This is a genomic window from Asanoa sp. WMMD1127 (genome assembly GCF_029626225.1).
Classification (GTDB): Bacteria; Actinomycetota; Actinomycetes; order Mycobacteriales; family Micromonosporaceae; genus Asanoa.
Window position 1 is genome coordinate 4,752,738 of sequence record NZ_JARUBP010000001.1, and the last position, 18,183, is coordinate 4,770,920.

Consider the following 18,183-nt stretch of genomic DNA (forward strand, 5'->3'; position numbering starts at 1 on the left):
TTCCCGAATAATGATGTAGACCTTCGAAATTTTGTCAACACCTCTTCGTATTACGTGAGAAACCCGCCGGGGAGGACGACCTGTCATGATCCGCCGTGCCCTGCGCCTGTCAATCGCCCTGCTGGCGACGCTCGCCGTCGCCGCGGGAACGCCCGCCTCAGCCACGCCCGCACGCACTCCACAATGGACGCAGCTCGACTACGCGCCCGCGCCCGCCGACAACCCGCTCAAGGGCTTCCTGCCGTACGCCGGCAGCTACCAGACGTTCCCCTACAGCATGGAGTGGTTCTATCTCCCGCTCCGGGACGTGATGACCGGGCCGCGCCAGTTCCGCTGGGACGCGCTCGAGCGCCAGCTCAACGACATCGCGGCCCGCGGCCACCAGGCCGTGTTCCGCTTCTACCTCGACTATCCGGGCAAACCGACCGGCATCCCGCAGTACCTGCTGGACCAGGGTCTCGTCACCCGCCCCTACCCGGACTTCGGCAACAACGGCGTCAGCGTCTCGCCGGACTACAGCGACCCGCGGCTGGTCGCCGCGCTGGAGAACTTCATCACCGCGTTCGGCCGGCGCTACGACGGCGACCCGCGGATCGGCTTCGTCACGCTCGGCCTGATCGGCTTCTGGGGCGAGTGGCACACCTGGCCCTACGACGGCTGGACCCAGCCCGAGAACTGGATGCCGAGCAACGAGATCCTGACCCGCGTCCTGAGCCGTTACGACGCCGCCTTCGACGAGACCCGGCTGCTGGCCCGCTATCCCAGCCCGGAGAACAAGGAGCTCGGCATCGGCTACCACGACGACTCGTTCGCGTTCGAGACGCTGCCGCCCACGTCGTGGCACTTCGTGCAGCGCCTGATCGACCAGGGCGTGACCGAGAAGTGGCGTCAGGAGCCGATCGGCGGCGAGCTGCGCCCCGAGATCCAGTCGTGTTTGTGGGACGAGCCGGTCAGCTGCGGCCAGTACGAGGACTTCGCCGAGTCCGTGGCGCAGACCCACGCCTCGTGGCTCATCAACCACGCGGCGTTCGCCGGCGCCGGCTACACCGGGGACAACTACTTCCGCGCGCTGGCCGCGACCCGTTCGCTCGGCTACGAGCTGACGGTCACCGAGGCGGCGCTCGACCGTGACCGCGTCTCGGTGCGCATCGCCAACCGCGGCGTCGCCCCGTTCTACTACGACTGGCGGGCCGAGCTCGCCGCGGTCGACGGCCAGGGCCGCGTCGTGCGGCGCTGGCGCACGCCGTGGACCGTCGCCGGCATCCAGCCCGGCCAGGACCCCGCGCAGCTCTCGACCCGCATCGACACCCACGGACTGCGGGCCGGCAGCTACGACATCGTCATGCGCGTCCCCAACCCTCTGCCCAACGGCATCCCGTTGCGGTTCGCCAACACCAGCCAGGACAACCACTCCGGCTGGCTGCGCCTCGGCACCGTCTCCACCCGCTGACGGCGCCGGCTGTTGTTCCTGCACTCCGCCCAGAAGGGAACACGGTTCATGCCATCCGCACGCAAGCTGCTCGCCGCCCTCGCGGTGACAGCACTGACGCTCGTGCTGGCCCCGGCCGGCGCGGTCGCGGCGCCGGCCGGTCCGCCGCCGCGCCCGCCGGCCGGGCCCGGCCCCGACACGAGCCTGACGACCCGCACCTACGCGTACGCCGACGCACCGCTCGGCCAGCCGTTGAAGGGCTTCGCGCCCTACTACTTCCCCGGTGACAACCTGTCGACGAAGTACCCCGGCGGCCTGGTCTGGAGCTACTTCGCGCTCAACGAGGTGATGAAGGATCCCAGCAGCTGCGGCGTGTTCGACTGGAGCGTCTTCGAGAAGGCGCTCGACGAGGCCGCCGTCTGGGGCCGCCAGGTCGCCTTCCGCTTCTACGTCGAGTATCCCGGCGGCAGCGGCACCCACCCCGGCAACGGCATCCCGCCCTGCCTCAACGGCAAGATGGCGTTGCGCACCAACGGATTCTGGGGCACGGTCAGCCCCGACTACGACGACCCCGACGTCATCGCCGCGCTGACCAGCTTCATCAACGCCTTCGCGGCCCGCTACGACCACGCCGGCGCCGGCGGCACGGCCGATCCCCGCATCGGGTTCATGACGATGGGCCTGGTCGGGCTGTGGGGCGAGTGGCACACCTGGCCCTACGACCGGGACACCGCTGACGGCTACCCCAACCTGATGCCCACCGACGCCACCATCCGCACGCTGATGGGCGCGTTCGACAGCGCCTTCGACAACATCCAGCTCGAGGTCCGCTACCCGCTGGCCGGCACCGAGAACGCCAACATCGGCTTCCACGACGACTCCTGGCCCTACAAGGAGATCCGCGGCGGTCAGCTCAAGGGCATGACGCTGCCGATGTCGATGAACGGCTGGGACGACGCGTTCCTCCAGCTCCAGCTCAACACCGGCACCGAGAACCGGTGGGTCACCCAGTCGATCGGCGGCGAGGCCCGACCGGAGATCCAGGGCAGCCTCTACACGAACTGGCCCGGCGGCTCGGGACAGGTCGACGACGTGCTGGCCGCGACCGAGCTGACCCACATCAGCTGGATGATCAACCAGACCGGGGCCGGCGGCTACAGCACCGGCGACGCGAAGGTCGCCGCGGGCGTCCGCAAGATGGGCTACAACCTGCACATCCCGCAGGCCAACTTCAACGCCACCGCCGGCGGCTCGTCGTTCAAGGTCGGCGTCACCATGCAGAACAACGGCGTCGCGCCGTTCTACTACCCGTGGACGACCGTCGTCGGCCTGCGCAACTCGGCCGGCGCGATCGTCAAGACCTGGGACACCAACTGGGACCTGCGCCAGGTGCAGCCGCTGAAGATCCGGGCGTTCCCGGACTGGAACGTGGGCGCGGACCCGACGTACCTCGACTTCGGTCGTCCGGTGAACTTCTCGGCCACGCTCAGCACCGCGGGCGTCCCCGCCGGTTCCTACAGCCTCGTGCTGAAGGTCCGCAACCCGCTCGAGGCGGTCACACCCGAGGTGCTGCGGGCCCGGCCCGCCGCGAGCCGGCTGACCGACTGGATCATCGACCAGTGGCGCCCCGCCCTGCCGCTGTCGTTCGCCAACGCCAACCAGGGCACGGACGGCTGGGTCAACCTGGGCGCGCTGACCACCGGCGGCTGCACGGGCGACTGCACCGCGCCGTCGGCGCCCTCGGGTCTCGCGGTGTCGGGGGTGACGAACACGTCGGTGTCGCTGTCGTGGTCGCCGTCCACCGACAACGTGGGCGTGACCGGCTACCAGGTGTCGCGGGACGGCGCGCTCGCCGGCACCGTCACGGGCACGTCGTTCACGGACACCGGGCGCACGGCCGGCCGCACCTATCAGTACTCGGTGCGGGCGGTGGACGCGGCGGGCAACGTGTCGGGGCCGTCGGCGACGGTGTCGGCGACGACGACCGGGTGCTCCGGTGACTGCACGGCGCCGAGCGCGCCGACGCTGTCATCGCCGGCGAAGACCGACACGTCGGTGTCCTTGTCGTGGTCCGGCGCGACCGACAACGTCGGCGTGACGGGCTACGAGGTGTTCCGCGGCACGACGCTCGTGGGCAGTCCGATCGGAACGTCCTTCACGGACAGTGGGTTGACCGCGTCGACGGCCTACAGCTACACCGTCCGGGCCCGGGACGCGGCCGGGAACCGGTCGGCGGCCAGCAACACGGTCACCGTGACGACGAACGCCACCACTCCGCCACCGACGGGCCTGGTGCTGGACAACTTCGACGGCACGCCCGCCTATCCGTCCCAGAACGACCTGGGCAAGTGGACCGGCGGCAACTGCTTCCTCGACGGCGGCGGTTCGGGTGTGGTCACCGGTGGGGCGTTGAGCCTGCGCTACAACAACTGTGGCTGGTTCGGCTCGGATGTCGGGGTCGACCTGAGCAACCGCACGTACCTGGTGGTGCGGATCAAGGGTGCCGCCGGCGGCGAGCAGGCCCACTTCAACCTCGGCCTGGGTGGCGCCACCAAGGTGTTCGGCGACTTCACCTTGGACGGCGGCGCACGTCCGGTGATCACCACGTCCTATCAGGACATCAGGATCCCGATGGCCGCCAACGGCATCAACCGCAACTCGCCGTCCCAGCTGGCCATGGGCTTCTGGTACGGAGGCAGTTCGACCATCTCCATCGACCACATCTCCTTCCAGTAGGGGAAGGCCATCATGCTCGCTCGCACGCTGCGGCTGCTCGCCGTGACGACGCTGATCGCGGGCCTGGGTGTGGTGGCGGCCGGCGCTCCGGCGCAGGCCGCCACCGTCACCTACCAGGCCGATCTCGCCACCGCGTTCCCCAACCCGGAACGCGGCTACCACAACCGTTACGAGATCATCAACGACCCGGCGGTCAACGACTACGTCAACGCCGCCACGATCCCGGGCTTCAACCCGGACCTGCTGGACCGGACGTTCGCCCGCGCGCGGGCCAACGGCAACCGGCTGATCCACAGCTACGTGCACCTCGACAAGTACCGGACCGCCCCGTTGCCGCAGGCGCTGCTGGACAACCTGGCCTCCGGGCTGGCCGCGGTGCGGGCCGCCGGCATGAAGGCGGTGCTGCGGCCGGCGTACACCTGGGACGGTTATGTCAGTGTCGACGAGGCGCGGATCCTCGCGCACATCGAAGCGCTCAACGCCGTCATCGCCGCCAATGCCGACGTGGTGCTGCACCTGGAGGTCGGCTATCTCGGGGCGTGGGGTGAGTGGCACACCGGCGGGCTCACCAACCCGTCGGCGGTCGAGGAGGCGCCGGCCCGCTACCGCATCATGAAGCGGATCGCCGACACCACCCCGGCCACGGTCCCGCTGGCGATGCGCTATCCCATCTACATCAAGGAGGTCGTCGACCCGACGTCGTGCGTCGTGCCGACCGGCTGCACGCTGACCCAGGCGCAGCGGGACCGCATCGGGTTCCACAACGACTGCTTCCTGGCCGACTACAACGACATGGGCACCTACGACAACCCGTCCTGGATGGGTTGGTACACCATCGAGCAGAAGAAGCAGTGGATGTACGACCTGGCCACGTCGGCCGGGCACAACAAGATGGTCGGCGGGGAGACCTGCGGCGCCGACGGCTACAACGACGCCGCCTGTGTCAACGCGCAGACCGAGATGCAGAAGCTCAACTTCACCGAGATCAACGAGGACTACGCGGCCGTCAACACCGACAAGTGGAAGGCGACGACGCTGGCGGCCGGCGGCAACGACCCGGCCGAGACCTGCTTCGTGCGGATCAAGCGTAAGTTGGGCTATCGGTTGCGGTTGCTGGACGCCACGTTCCCGACGACCGTCGCGCCCGGTGGCGCCCTGAGCTTCACGGCGCGCCTCCACAACGACGGCTGGTCGGGGCTGGTCAAGACGCGACCCGTCTATCTCGTGCTCGACAACGGCACCAACCGCTACAACCTGCCGCTGTCGGGCGTCGACCCGCGCAGCTGGCTCGCCGGCCCGGCGACGGTGACCGCGAACGTCACCGTGCCGGGCGGCGCGGCGGCGGGCGCCTACAAGCTGGCGCTGTGGTTGCCGGATCCGGTGGCCGCGCTGCAGTCGCGGCCGGACTACTCGATCCGGCTGGCCAACACGGGCACCTGGGACGCGGCCAAGGGCTACAACGTGCTGGCCTCCTCGGTCACGGTCGGATCGTGCTCCGGCGACTGCGCCGCGCCGTCGGCGCCGACGGGTCTCGCGGTGTCGGGGGTGACGAACACGTCGGTGTCGCTGTCGTGGACGGGCGCCACCGACAACGTCGGGGTGACCGGCTACCAGGTCTGGCGCGGCGGCACCCAGGTCGGCACCGTCACCGGCACGTCCTTCACCGACACGGGCCGTTCGCCGGGACAGACCTACCAGTACTCGGTGCGGGCCGTCGACGCGGCCGGCAACGTGTCCGGACCCTCCGCCACCGTGTCGGCCACGACGACCGGGTGCTCCGGTGACTGCACGGCGCCGAGCGCGCCGACGCTGTCGTCGCCGGCCAGGACCGACACGTCGGTGTCGCTGTCGTGGACAGGCGCCACGGACAACGTCGGGGTGACCGGCTACGAGGTGTTCCGCGGCACGACCCTGGTCGGCAGCCCGACGGGCACCTCGTTCACGGACACCGGCCGCACCCCGTCCACCGCCTACAGCTACACGGTGCGGGCCCGCGACGCGGCGGGGAACCGGTCGGCGGCCAGCAACACGGTCACCGTCACCACCGATGCCACCCCGCCTCCGCCGACCGGGTTGGTGTTGGACAACTTCGACGGCACACCGGCCTACCCGTCACAGAATGACCTCGGCAAGTGGACGGGTGGCAACTGCTTCCTGGACGGCGGCGGTTCGGGTGTGGTCAGCGGTGGGGCGTTGAGCCTGCGCTACAACAACTGTGGCTGGTTCGGCTCGGACGTCGGCGTGGACCTCTCGTCCCGTACCTATCTGGTGGTGCGGGTCAAGGGCGCCGCCGGGGGAGAGCAGAGCCACTTCAACCTGAGTTTGGGTGGCGCGACCAAGGTGTTCGGGGACTTCACGTTGGACGGTGGTGCGCGCCCCGTCATCACCACGGCCTATCAGGACATCAGGATTCCCATGGCGGCGAACGGCATCAACCGCAACTCGCCGTCGCAGCTCGCGATGGGTTTCTGGTACGGCGGCAGCTCGACCATCACCATCGACCACATCACCTTCCAGTAAGCACGACCGCGACGCTGGCCGCGTCGGATCCACGGAGGACAGTTGACCACCATCGTCTTTCTCGGCGCGGGCAGCGTCGTCTTCACCCGCGAGCTGTTGACCGACATCTTCGCCTTCCCGGAGCTGGCCGACGCCCGCATCGTCCTGCACGACATCGACAACGAACGGCTGGAGACCGCGTCGGCCCTGGCCGCCCGGGTCGCCGAGGCCAGCGGCGCCCGCCCGGAGGTCCGAGCGACGACCGACCGCCGGGCCGCGCTCGACGGCGCCGACTTCGTGATCAACACCATCCAGGTCGGCATGTACGCGGCCACCCGCACCGACTTCGACGTGCCCGCCCGGTTCGGGCTGCGCCAGACGATCGGCGACACGATCGGCGTCGGCGGCATCTTCCGCGGGCTGCGCACGTTCCCGGTGCTGGCCGGCATCGCCGCCGACATGGCCGAGCTGTGTCCCGACGCCTGGCTGCTCAACTACACCAACCCGATGGCCATGAACGTCACCTACCTGGCCCGGGTGGCGCCGCGGCTGCGGGTGCTGGGCCTCTGCCACTCCGTCCACTGGACGGTGCACGGCCTCTGCGAGCTGATCGGCGTGCCGTTCGAGGAGGTGTCCTACGACAGCGCCGGCGTCAACCACCAGGCGTGGATCCTGCGCTGGGAGCGGGACGGCGCCGACCTCTACCCGGCCCTGGACGAGGCGATCGCGGCCGACCCCGAGCTGCGCCGCCGCGTCCGCGTCGACCTCTACCGGCGGCTCGGCTACTACCCGACCGAGACCAGCGAGCACTCCGCCGAGTACGTGCCGTGGTACCTGCGCCACGACGCGGAGATCGCACGGCTGCGCATCCCGGTCGGCGCCTACCTGGGCATCTCCGAGGACAACCTGCTTGTCTACGCCGCCACCCGCGCCGATCCGGGGCCGGTCGAGCTGCGCCGGGACGCGACGGAGTACGCGCCGCAGGTCATCCACAGCATGGTCACCGGCACGCCGCGGCGGATCGTGGCCAACGTGGCCAACCGCGGCCTGATCGGCAACCTGCCCGACGGCTTCGCGGTCGAGGTGCCGGCGGTCGTCGACGCGACGGGCGCCCGGCCGCAGCCGATGGGCGACCTCCCACCGCAGCTCGCCGCCGTCAACCGCCCCTACGCCAGCGTCGGCGAGCTCACCGTCGCCGCGGCGGTCACCGGTGACCCCCGGCTCGTCCGCCAGGCCGCGATGGTCGACCCGAACACCGCGGCGTCGCTGACCCTCGACGCGATCTGGGCGATGTGCGACGCGCTCACGGAGGCCCACGGCGACCTGCTGCCCGAGGCGCTGCGGGCATGACGGCCGACCTGCTCGTCGTCGGGGACGCGAACCCCGACGTCGTGCTCTCGGGGGCGCCGGCCGCGCTGCCCTACGGGCAGTTGGAGCGGCTGGTCGCCGGCGGCGCGCTGACGCTGGGCGGCTCCGCCGCGATCACTGCCTGCGGCGCGGCACGGCTCGGCCTGCGCACCGCCTTCGTGGGCCGGGTCGGCGCGGACCCGGCGGGCCGGTTCTGCCTGGACGCCCTGCGCGAGCGCGGCGTCGACGTCGCGGGCTGCGTCGTGGACCCGTCGGCGCCGACGGCGCTGACCGTGGTGCTCGCCTGCGGCGACGATCGCGCGATCCTCACCGCGCCCGGCTGCCTGCCGCTGCTGGACACGTCCGATGTGGACGCCGCCGGCGCCCGGCACGTCCACGTCGGCTCCTACTTCCTGCAGCCGCGGTTGGCCGCCGGCCTGCCGGCGTGGTTCGCCGCCCTGCGTGCCACCGGGACGACCACGTCGCTGGACACCAACGACGACCCGTCGGGTGGGTGGGACCGCGCCGGCGTCGCGGCCACGCTCGCGCACACGGACGTCTTCCTGCCTAACCAGGCGGAGGCGCTGGCCCTGACCGGCGCCACCGACGTGGCCGCGGCGGCCCGGTCCCTCGCCGCCCTGACGCCCGGCATCGTCGTGGTCAAGCGCGGCGCGGAGGGCGCGCTGGCCTGGACGGCTGACGGCCCGGCGCGCGTGCCCGGCCTGCCCGCGGCGCCGGTCGACACGGTCGGCGCGGGCGACAGCTTCAACGCCGGCTTCCTCGCGGCGCGCCTGGCCGGGCGGGACCTCGGGTCGAGCCTGCGCCTGGCCGCCGCCTGCGGCGCCCTCTCCACCCGGTCCGCCGGCGGCACCGCCGCCCAACCGACCCTCGACGAAGCCCGCGGAGCGCTGTGATGAGCCTGGCCGACCTGCGACTGCGGGACTACACGCCCGTGGCGGCCATCCGCCGCGAGCTGACCCACGTGCCGCGGGCCGCGGTGCCGGCCGTCGATGTGCACAACCACCTCGGACGGTGGCTGGGCGACGGGGACTGGCTGGCGCCCGACGTCCCGGCGCTGATCGACCTGATGGACGAGGTGGGCGTCCGCACGATCGTCAACCTCGACGGCCGCTGGGACGTCGAGCTCGACGCCAACCTCGCCCGCCTCGACCGGGCGTACCCCGATCGGTTCGTGACCTTCTGCCATCTCGACTGGTCGCTTCTGCACGGCCCCGACCCGACCGGCAAGCTGATCGCCGGCCTGCGCCGCGCCCGCGACGCCGGCGCCCGCGGCGTCAAGGTCTGGAAGGACCTCGGCCTCACGGTGACCGACGCGAGCGGCGCGAAGGTGCTGCCCGACGACCCGCGCCTGTCCGACGTGTTCGCGGCCGCGGGCGAGCTCGGCCTGCCGGTGCTGATCCACACGGCGGACCCGATCGCGTTCTTCGCCCCGCTCGACGCCCGCAACGAACGGCTCGAGGAGCTGGCCGCCAACCCCGACTGGTGGTTCGGCGCGCCGGGTTACCCGAGCTTCGACCGCCTGATGGCCGCGCTGGAGGCGGTGGTCGCCCGGGCGCCCGGCACGACCTTCGTCGGCGCGCACGCCGGCTGCGCCGCCGAGGACCTGGCCTGGGTCGACGGGATGCTGACCCGCCACGCGAACTTCCACATCGACCTCGGCGGCCGCCTCGCCGAGCTCGGCCGCCAGCCGCGCGCGACCCGCCGGCTGATCCTCGCGCACCCGGACCGGGTCCTCTTCGGCTCGGACGCCTTCCCGCCGACCCGCGCGGCCTACGAGCTGTGGTGGCGGTTCCTGGAGACCGAGGACGAGTGCTTCCCGTACGCCCCCGGCGAAGCCGTGCCACCCCAGGGGCGCTGGGACATCTCGGCGATCGGCCTGCCACCCGAGATCCTGCCGCGCGTCTACGCCACCAACGCGCTCCGGGTCATGTCACCCCAGTAGCTCCGGGCGTTGCCACTTCTCGCCTCGCACGTGGGTCGCCAGGAAGGCCAGCACGGTCTCGTACCAGATCCGGGCGTTGCCGGGTTTGAGGATCCAGTGGTTCTCGTCCGGGAAGTAGAGGAACTTGTGCGGGGTCGCGCCGTCGTCGTCGGCCGACCGCGACAGCAGGTCCCACCAGAGCCGCAGCGCCTCGCCGATCGGGACGCGGTAGTCCTTGTCGCCGTGGATGACCAGCATCGGCGTCGTGACGTTGTCGAGGAACCGGTGCGGCGAGTTGGCTTCGAGGCGCTCCGGGGTGAGCTCGCGCTCCCAGAAGAACGGCGCGTCGGTGGTCGTCATCATCTGGTCGAGCGCCCAGAGCGACGCGTGCGTGACGATCGCGGCGAAGCGGTCCGTGTGCCCGGCGATCCAGTTGGCCATGTAGCCGCCGAACGAGCCGCCCATCGCCGCGGTCCGGGTCCCGTCGACGGCGGCGTGCTCCTGCGCGGCGTCGGTGAGGGCCAGCAGATCGGTGTACGGCGCGTCGCCCCAGTCACCCCAGCCGCGCTCGATGAAGCCCTGCCCGTATCCCGTGGACAGCGCCGGGTCGGGCAACAGCACCGCGTAGCCGTGCGCCACCGCGATCCACGGGTTCCACCGCCACGTCCACGAGTTCCACGAGCCGACCGGGCCGCCGTGGATCCATAGCAGCAGCGGCGCCGCCGGGCCGTCGGCCGGCAGCGCGAGCCAGGCCCGCAGCGGTGTGCCGTCGACGGCGGTCGCGGTCACCTCGGTCAGCCGGCCGGGCACGGACAGCGTGGCGCCGGGCGGACCGGGCAGCGGCTCCGGGGCGCCGCCGGCCCCGTCCAGCGCGACCCGGACCGGCCCGGGCGGGCTGTTGATCGCGCTGCGCAGCGCGTAGACCCAGGCCCCGTCGGGCGAGATCCGGACGTCGGTGTAGGCGCCGTCGTCGTCGGTCAGCCGGGTCACGGCCCCGGTCGCGCCGTCGACCCGCCAGAGCGGCGCACGGCCCTGGTCGTCGGCCGCCACCACCAGCGCCGCGCCGTCCGGAGTCCACCGTGGACTGCCGGGCAGCCGGTCCCAGGCCCGGGTCAGGTCCCGCGCCGGTCCGCCGGCCACCGGCAGCACGGCGAGCCACGCGTCCTCCGGCACGTCCAGAGTGGACCGGCGGCGCACGACGACCGCCACCTCCTCGCCGGAGGGCGACACGCGCGGCGCGCCGTACTCGTGGTCGGCGTCGTCGGCCAGCACGCGCCGCTCGCCGGTGGCGACGTCGATCGCGACGAGCGTGACCCGTTCGGACCCGCCCCGCTCGGCCACCGTCCAGGTGGTGACCACGGTGCGGCCGTCCGGCGCGACGTCCCACTCGCCCTCGTCACCCAGCGCGCGGCCGGCGTAGCCGGTGAGGTCGCGCAGGGTGAGGTCCGCGTCGTCGGTGCCGAGGTCGGCGGCGAGGTCGGCGGCGAGCAGGCGCGGCCGGTCGGGACCGAGGTCGTGGTCCCAGAACCGGACCGGATATTCCTCGTGCAGGATCGCCGAGACGCCGGCCTCCTTGCGCCGGGTGCGGAGCTCCTTGTCGCCCGCCAGGTCGGCCGAGGGCAGGAGCGCGGCGCCGGCCACCACCGTTCCGCTCGCGCTGACCACCACGCCCTGGATGCCGCCGGGCGGCTTGGCGATCACCCGCGCGTCGCCGCCGCCGGCGGGCTGCAGCCACAGCGCCGGCCCCGCGTCGTCGTCGTCCTCGCCCTCGGCGCCGGGCCGGGTCGAGGTGAACAGCAGGTCGCCGGCAGGGGTGAAGGCGGCCGCCGCTTCGCCCTTGCCACTGCGGGTCAGGCGCCGAGCCGGCCGCTGACCGTTCGGGTCGACCTCCCACAGCGCCGTGCTGTAGCGGGCGTTCTTGGCGTCCGGGGTCGCCACGCCCACGACGAGCCGGCGGCCGTCGGGGGAGAGCCACAGCCCGGCCAGTCGCGGCAGCCGCACGTACGCGTCGAGGTCCAGAAAGGGGTTGGCGGTCATCGGGCCTTTCTACCACCGTGCCGCCGCGCGGGTTCAGATCCGCAGCCGGTGCCACCAACGACGGGGTCCGGTGTCCGGCGCCGGCGGCGGGGCGCCCGGGTCCCGGTCGCGGGCCGCGTCGAAGTAGTCGCCGCCCTTGGACCGGACGTTGTCGGTGCCCCAGTTGCGATCGCGGGGCACCTTGACCATGCGCGGGATGTGCTTGCGGCAATGGATGAAGGCCTCGTCGACGTCGAGCCGCACCCACCGCTCGGGCGCGCGCCCGGCGTCGTCCACCCAGGGGTACGCGTCGCGCATCTCGCCGTTCTCCACGATGGTCGCCCGGCCGTTGACGTGCAGGCCGATGAGCTCCTGGAAGTCGACGAAGAGGAGGCCGGCGTGCCGGTTGGTCGAGATGTTGCCGAGCCCGGCCATGACGCCGTTGCCCCGGTATTCCGGCCAGGCCAGCTGGCCCTCGTTGAGCACCACGACGAAGCCCGGCGGCCCCGCCCGGAACGTCGCGTCGCAGTTGCCGCCGCGGTCGGCGGTGGCCACGAACATCATCTCCTGGCGGCCGACGAACTCCCGCATCGCGTGGTTGAGGTGGTCGAGCAGCTGCGTGTCGTAGAAGCGCCGGGCCCGTTCCTCGGTGCCGTAGACGACCTGGAGCAGCCGCTCACCGACCAGGTCAGTGCTCACGTCCGTGGAACCCCGCACGCCGCCTCCCCGCCACCAGCTCCCTGACCAGCAGGTTCGCATCCGAGGCGGCCGGCGGTCGCACACCGTGTGCGATGCCGCCTGATCGGCGTCAGAGGTGCGCCACGACCAGGGTCGCCAGCTTCGTGGTGTCGGCCTGACTGCGCGCGTCCTGGGGTGCGTCCCGGACGCCCGTGGAGATCAGCAGCAGGTCGTCGCCGACCAGCACGAGGATCTGGCCGTTGGGGGTGTCCCAGTAGGCGTCGCTGCCGAGGCCCGGGATGGCCACCGCGTCCGCGGTGCGCTGGCTGGCGAACTGCCCCTTGTTGTCGGCGGCCCCGGCCGGCGTCAGCGCCGCCCGGTGACCCACGTTGGCGTAGCGGGTGTCGTCGGCGGTCCAGTAGACGCACGAGAGGAACTCGGTGTCGGTGGCGTCCGGCTCGACCTCCTTCGTGCGCGGCGTGGGGTTCATCGGCGCGTTCAGCACCGCGGCCGCGTCCTCGAAGCGGTGGAAGCCGCAGCCGGCCGCCGGCGAGGCTGGGGTGGCGGGGGCGGCCGTGGTCGCGACCGCCGCGGTGGTGGCCGGAGCGGCGGTCGGGTCGGCCGCCTCGCCGGCGCAGGCGGTCAGGGCGACGAGCGCCACCACGGGCACCGCGAACCTGATCGATCGCATGGGTCCTCCGTCCGTTGGGGACCGCCACGGTAGAGAGCGCGGAGGCCGGCGCCACGGATCAGTCGGCAGCCCGACGGCGTACGCGATGAATGTTGCAATTTGTCCAAAACCCGGCGGCCCCGTCCGCGTCTGCTCTTAACTGCGAACGTGGCAGGGATGAAGCTCCAGCGGCACGGCACCGTGGTCTCCGTGGCGCTGACCGCGGCTCTCGCGCTCGCCGCGTGCGGCTCGGACGGCGGTGAGACCGACGCGACGGTGGGCGCCGGCGCGGCGCAGGCGATCAACTGCGCGACCGGCACCCTCAACGCCCAGGGCTCGTCCGCCCAGAAGAACGCGATGGACGAGTGGCGCAAGAACTACCAGCAGCAGTGCAGCGGCTCGACGATCAACTACGAGCCGTCCGGCTCGGGCGCGGGCGTCCAGGCGTTCATCTCCGGCACCGCCGACTTCGCGGGCTCGGACACGGCGCTCACGTCGGCCCAGCAGCCGCAGGCCAACGGCCGCTGCGGTGGCAACCCGGCGGTCAACCTGCCGATGGTCGTCGGGCCGATCGCGGTCGCGTACAACCTCTCCGGCGTCGACAACCTCCAGCTCGCGCCGGCCACGCTGGCCCGGATCTTCAGCGGCGACATCAAGCAGTGGGACGACGACGCGATCAAGGCCGACAACCCCGGCGCCTCGCTGCCCTCGTCCCAGATCCAGACCGTGCACCGGTCCGACGAGTCCGGCACGACCGGCAACTTCACCTCCTATCTGACGGCGGCCGCCGGGTCCGCGTGGACGTTCGGGTCGGGCCAGGCGTGGAAGGCGCCTGGCGGCACCGGATCCAAAGGCTCCGACGGCGTCGCGCAGTCCGTGAGCAGCACCGACAGCTCGATCGGCTACATGGAGCTGTCGTTCGCCGAGAACGCCGGGCTCACCATGGCCAGGATCCGGAACGGCGCCGGCCAGTTCCAGGAGCTGACGCCCGAGGCCGCCAGCAGGACCATCGAGGGCGCCCAGATCACCGGCACCGGCAACGACGTCACGCTCAGCATCGACTACGCCACCACGACGCAGGGCGCGTACCCGATCGTGCTCGTGACCTACGAGATCGTCTGCAGCAAGGGCGGGCCGGCCGACAGGACCGCGTTGATCAAGGGCTTCCTCGACTACACCGCCAGCGGCGACGGGCAGGGGCTGCTCAACGGCCTCGGCTACGCGCCGCTGCCGGGCAACGTCCAGAGCCGCGTGCAGTCCTCGGTCAACAACATCTCCTGATGAGCCGCCCGGTCGGTGGGTGGCTGCCCCGCCGCAGAGGTTTCGGCGCGGAGTCGGTCTTCGGCGCCCTCACCTTCGCGGCCGGCACGATGGTCCTGCTGATCATCGTCGCGATCACGGTCTTCCTGATCACGAAGGCGATCCCGGCGCTGCGGGCCGACGAAGCCAACTTCATCACCGCGACGGAGTGGTTCCCCAACGAGGTGCCGCCGATGTTCGGCATCGCGGCGATCGCCTGGGGCACGCTCGTCACCTCGGTGATCGCGCTCGTGGTGGCCGTGCCGGTCGCGCTGGGAATCGCCCTCTACCTGTCGCACTACGCGCCGCGGCGCATCGCGACCACCTTCGGCTTCCTCATCGACCTGCTGGCGGCCGTGCCGAGTGTCGTGTTCGGCCTGTGGGGGTTCACCGTCTTCATCCGGCCGGTCCGGGAGTTCTCGATCTGGCTCAACCAATTATTCGGCTGGCTGCCGTTCTTCGGCGGCGAGGGCCCGTTCGGCCGCTCGTTCCTGCTCGGCGGCCTGGTGCTGGCGATCATGGTGCTGCCGATCATCACGGCGCTGTCCCGCGAGGTGTTCCTGCAGACGCCGACCGCCAACGAGGAGGCGGCCCTGTCGCTCGGCGCGACCCGCTGGGAGATGATCCGGACCGCGGTGCTGCCGTACGGGCGACCGGGCGTCATCGCCGCGGTCATGCTCGGCCTCGGCCGCGCCCTCGGCGAGACCATCGCGCTCGCGTTGACGCTCGGCTTCATCAACGAGATCACATTCAACATCATCAAGAACGGCGGCAACTCGATCGCGGCCAACATCGCCAACGGGTTCGGCGAGGCCGGCGAGATCGGCCGTTCCGCGCTGATCGCCTCGGGCCTCGTGCTGTTCGCCATCACACTGCTGGTCAACGTGGCGGCGCGAGCGATCATCTATCGGCGCCGCGAGTTCACGGAGGCCGCTGCATGACGCCGGCGCAGGCCGCGGTCGATCGGGGCGGGGGCTGCGGCATGACGCCGGCGGGGGCCGCGGTCGATCGCGGCGGAGGCTGCGGCATGACGCCCGCTGAGGCGCTGCGCATCGGGGCGGAGGCCGCCGCATGACGCCGGCGCAGGCGCCGCCGACCGCGCCGATGCCGAGCCCGCCGCTGCGTGGCCGGCGGCTGTCGCCGCTCGTGCTCGTCGGCATCGCCGTCGTCGCGCTTGGGGTGGCGGCCGCGATCTGCTACGGCACGGGCATCGGCGGCTGGGTGCTCATGCTGGTCATGGGCCTGGCCCTCTACCTGGTCGGCGTCTACGTCGTCGTCCGCCGGTTCCAGGGCAGACGGGCCGCGCGCGACACCACCTGGAGCGCCCTGATCCACTCGGCGTTCGTACTCGCGCTGCTGCCGCTCGTCTCGGTGGTCTGGACGTTGATCTCCAAGGGCTACGAGCGGTTCGACCTCAACTTCTTCACGACCTCGCTCAACAACATCGGCGCCCGCGACCCGGACGGCGGTGCCGTGCACGCGATCATCGGCACGCTCGAGCAGGTCGCCATCGCCGCCGCGTTGACCATCCCGCTCGGCATCCTGGCGGCCATCTACATCGTCGAGTACGGCCGCGGCCGCTACACGTTCCTCATCCGGTTCTTCGTCGACGTGATGACCGGCATTCCGTCGATCATCGCCGGCCTGTTCATTCTCTCCTTCTGGGTCTTGATCATCACGCCGCTCTACAACGACGGCCAACCGGCGTTCTCCGGGTTCGCGGCGGCGCTGGCGCTCAGCGTGCTGATGCTGCCCACGATCGTCCGCTCGACCGAGGAGATGCTGCGCCTGGTGCCGGCGCCCCTGCGCGAGGGGGCGTACGCGCTGGGTGTGCCCAAGTGGAAGACCATCCTGCGGGTCGTCCTGCCCACCGCGTTACCAGGAATCGTCACCGGCATCATGTTGTCCATAGCACGTGCCGCGGGCGAGACCGCGCCGGTACTTTTAGTGGCAGGCGGCAGTTCCGCCGTCAATATCAACCCATTCCAAAACAACCAGTCGTCGCTGTCCCTTTTCGTGTTCCAGCAGGCCAGCGAGGCTTCGCGGTTCGCACCGGCACGCGCCTGGACGGCGGCGCTCACGCTGGTCGCACTGGTGCTGATCCTCACCATCACCGCCAAGCTCTTCGCCCGGCGCAACCGAATAGCTCGTTGACATCTGTCACGGAAAGTGCGCAAGCCATGGCCAAGCGCGTCGAAGCGAACGGGGTCTCCGCCTACTACGGCTCGTTCAAGGCGATCGACACCATCAACCTCACCGTCGAGCCGAAGACGATCACCGCGCTGATCGGCCCCTCCGGCTGCGGCAAGTCGACGTTCCTCCGCACGATCAACCGGATGCACGAGGTGCTCCCGGGCGCCCGGGTCGAGGGTTCCGTGACGGTCGACGACGAGAACATCTACGACAAGGACGTCGACGTCACGGCCGTACGCCGGATGATCGGCATGGTCTTCCAGCGGCCCAACCCGTTCCCCACCATGTCGATCTTCGACAACGTGGTGGCCGGACTCCGGCTCAACGGCGTCCGGCGCAAGCCGGTGCTGCAGGAGGCGGCGGAGAAGGCGCTGCGCTCGGCCAACCTGTGGGACGAGGTCAAGGACCGCCTCGGCAAGCCCGGCGCGGGCCTGTCCGGTGGCCAACAGCAGCGGCTCTGCATCGCCCGCACCATCGCCGTCGAGCCCCAGATCGTGCTCATGGACGAACCCTGCTCAGCGCTCGACCCGATCTCCACGCTGGCGATCGAGGACCTGATGATCAAGCTGAAAGACAGCTACACGATCATCATCGTCACGCACAACATGCAACAGGCGGCCCGCGTCAGCGACCGCACGGCATTCTTCTCGATCGACCGCACGGGCGACCCGGGACGCCTGATCGAGTACGACACGACCCAGAAGATCTTCAGCAAGCCGGGCCAGCGCAAAACCGAGGACTACATCACGGGCCGCTTCGGCTGATCACACCCGCCCGAACCACGCGCCTGCAGCGGGCGGTGCCGCGCGAGCGGGCGGTGCCGCGCGAGCGGGCGGTGCCGCGCGAGCGGGCTGCGCTGCCGCGCGGCACTGCCCTGCCGGCGGTTCCCTGCGGGCGGTGCCGTGCGGGCCTTGCGGGCGGTCCCGTGCGGGCCTTGCGGGCGGTGCCGTGCGGGCCCTGCGGGCGGTGCCCTGCGGGCGCGTTGCCCTGCGGGCGCAGCCTGCCCTTGCGGGCGCGGTGCCCCGCGGGCCCTTCGGGCGGTGCCGTGCACGCGGTGCCGTGCAGGCGCTGCTCTGCGGGCTCTTCGGGCGGTGCCGTGCGGGCGGTGGCGTGCGGGCGGTGCTCTGCGGGCCCTTCGTGCGGTGCCGTGCGGCGGTGCCGTGCGGGCGGTGGCGTGCGGGCGGTGCTCTGCGGGCCCTTCGTGCGGTGCCGTGCGGCGGTGCCGTGCGGGCGGTGGCGTGCGGGCGGTGCTCTGCGGGCCCTTCGGGCGGTGCCGTGTGGCGGTGGCGTGCGGGCGGTGCTCTGCGGGCGCTTCGGGCGGTGCCGTGTGGCGGTGCCGTGCGGGCGGTGGCGTGCGGGCGGTGCTCTGCGGGC

13 protein-coding genes are annotated in these 18,183 nt (G+C 71.6%); 10 read left to right on the forward strand and 3 right to left on the reverse strand.

Annotated elements, in window-relative coordinates; genetic code table 11:
- The first annotated feature begins 85 nt into the window (after positions 1–85).
- From O7635_RS22740 to O7635_RS22765, 6 genes are read left to right on the forward strand one after another with little or no spacing between them, the layout of a single operon-like run.
- A complete protein-coding gene (locus O7635_RS22740) occupies positions 86–1,450 on the forward strand; it encodes a DUF4832 domain-containing protein (RefSeq protein WP_278082479.1) in 1,365 nt (454 codons plus the stop codon).
- A gap of 48 nt (positions 1,451–1,498) precedes the next feature.
- Positions 1,499–4,165 carry a fibronectin type III domain-containing protein gene (locus O7635_RS22745; protein ID WP_278082480.1) on the forward strand — a complete coding sequence of 889 codons (2,667 nt, stop codon included), beginning with the start codon at positions 1,499–1,501 and terminating at the stop codon, positions 4,163–4,165.
- A gap of 12 nt (positions 4,166–4,177) precedes the next feature.
- Positions 4,178–6,685 (forward strand): DUF4832 domain-containing protein, encoded by a 2,508-nt coding sequence (locus O7635_RS22750; protein ID WP_278082481.1) that lies wholly within the window; start codon positions 4,178–4,180, stop codon positions 6,683–6,685.
- A 42-nt stretch (positions 6,686–6,727) separates the two neighbouring features.
- Positions 6,728–8,014 (forward strand): alpha-glucosidase/alpha-galactosidase, encoded by a 1,287-nt coding sequence (locus tag O7635_RS22755; RefSeq protein WP_278082482.1) that lies wholly within the window; start codon positions 6,728–6,730, stop codon positions 8,012–8,014.
- A complete protein-coding gene (locus O7635_RS22760; protein WP_278082483.1) occupies positions 8,011–8,925 on the forward strand; it encodes a carbohydrate kinase family protein in 915 nt (304 codons plus the stop codon). The genes O7635_RS22755 and O7635_RS22760 overlap by 4 nt, the downstream gene beginning before the upstream one ends.
- Positions 8,925–9,974: an amidohydrolase family protein gene (locus tag O7635_RS22765; protein WP_278082484.1), complete on the forward strand. Its 1,050-nt coding sequence runs from the start codon at positions 8,925–8,927 to the stop codon at positions 9,972–9,974. The genes O7635_RS22760 and O7635_RS22765 overlap by 1 nt, the downstream gene beginning before the upstream one ends.
- Here the strand turns inward: O7635_RS22765 and O7635_RS22770 are convergent.
- The 3 genes from O7635_RS22770 to O7635_RS22780 all read right to left on the reverse strand — a co-directional run bounded on the left by O7635_RS22770 (position 9,963) and on the right by O7635_RS22780 (position 13,338).
- The gene (locus O7635_RS22770) at positions 9,963–11,990 is read right to left on the reverse strand and encodes a prolyl oligopeptidase family serine peptidase (RefSeq protein ID WP_278082485.1); all 2,028 of its coding nucleotides are present in this window, start codon (positions 11,988–11,990) and stop codon (positions 9,963–9,965) included. The two genes, O7635_RS22765 and O7635_RS22770, sit on opposite strands and share 12 nt — an antisense overlap.
- Positions 11,991–12,023: 33 nt before the next feature.
- Entirely contained in the window at positions 12,024–12,686 is a 663-nt protein-coding gene (locus tag O7635_RS22775; RefSeq protein ID WP_278082486.1) for a pyridoxamine 5'-phosphate oxidase family protein, read from the reverse strand.
- Positions 12,687–12,777: 91 nt separating this feature from the next.
- Positions 12,778–13,338 (reverse strand): hypothetical protein, encoded by a 561-nt coding sequence (locus tag O7635_RS22780; RefSeq protein WP_278082487.1) that lies wholly within the window; start codon positions 13,336–13,338, stop codon positions 12,778–12,780.
- Positions 13,339–13,494: 156 nt separating this feature from the next.
- Here O7635_RS22780 and pstS point away from each other — a divergent pair, with 156 nt between their 5' ends.
- The 4 genes from pstS (at position 13,495) to pstB (ending at position 17,573) form a co-directional block, all read left to right on the forward strand.
- Positions 13,495–14,598 (forward strand): phosphate ABC transporter substrate-binding protein PstS, encoded by a 1,104-nt coding sequence (gene pstS, locus O7635_RS22785; RefSeq protein ID WP_278082488.1) that lies wholly within the window; start codon positions 13,495–13,497, stop codon positions 14,596–14,598.
- Positions 14,598–15,557 carry a phosphate ABC transporter permease subunit PstC gene (gene pstC / locus O7635_RS22790; protein ID WP_278082489.1) on the forward strand — a complete coding sequence of 320 codons (960 nt, stop codon included), beginning with the start codon at positions 14,598–14,600 and terminating at the stop codon, positions 15,555–15,557. The genes pstS and pstC overlap by 1 nt, the downstream gene beginning before the upstream one ends.
- A gap of 163 nt (positions 15,558–15,720) precedes the next feature.
- Entirely contained in the window at positions 15,721–16,770 is a 1,050-nt protein-coding gene (pstA, locus tag O7635_RS22795) for a phosphate ABC transporter permease PstA (RefSeq protein WP_278085555.1), read from the forward strand.
- Positions 16,771–16,796: 26 nt separating this feature from the next.
- Entirely contained in the window at positions 16,797–17,573 is a 777-nt protein-coding gene (gene pstB, locus O7635_RS22800) for a phosphate ABC transporter ATP-binding protein PstB (RefSeq protein WP_278082490.1), read from the forward strand.
- The last annotated feature ends 610 nt before the right edge of the window (positions 17,574–18,183 follow it).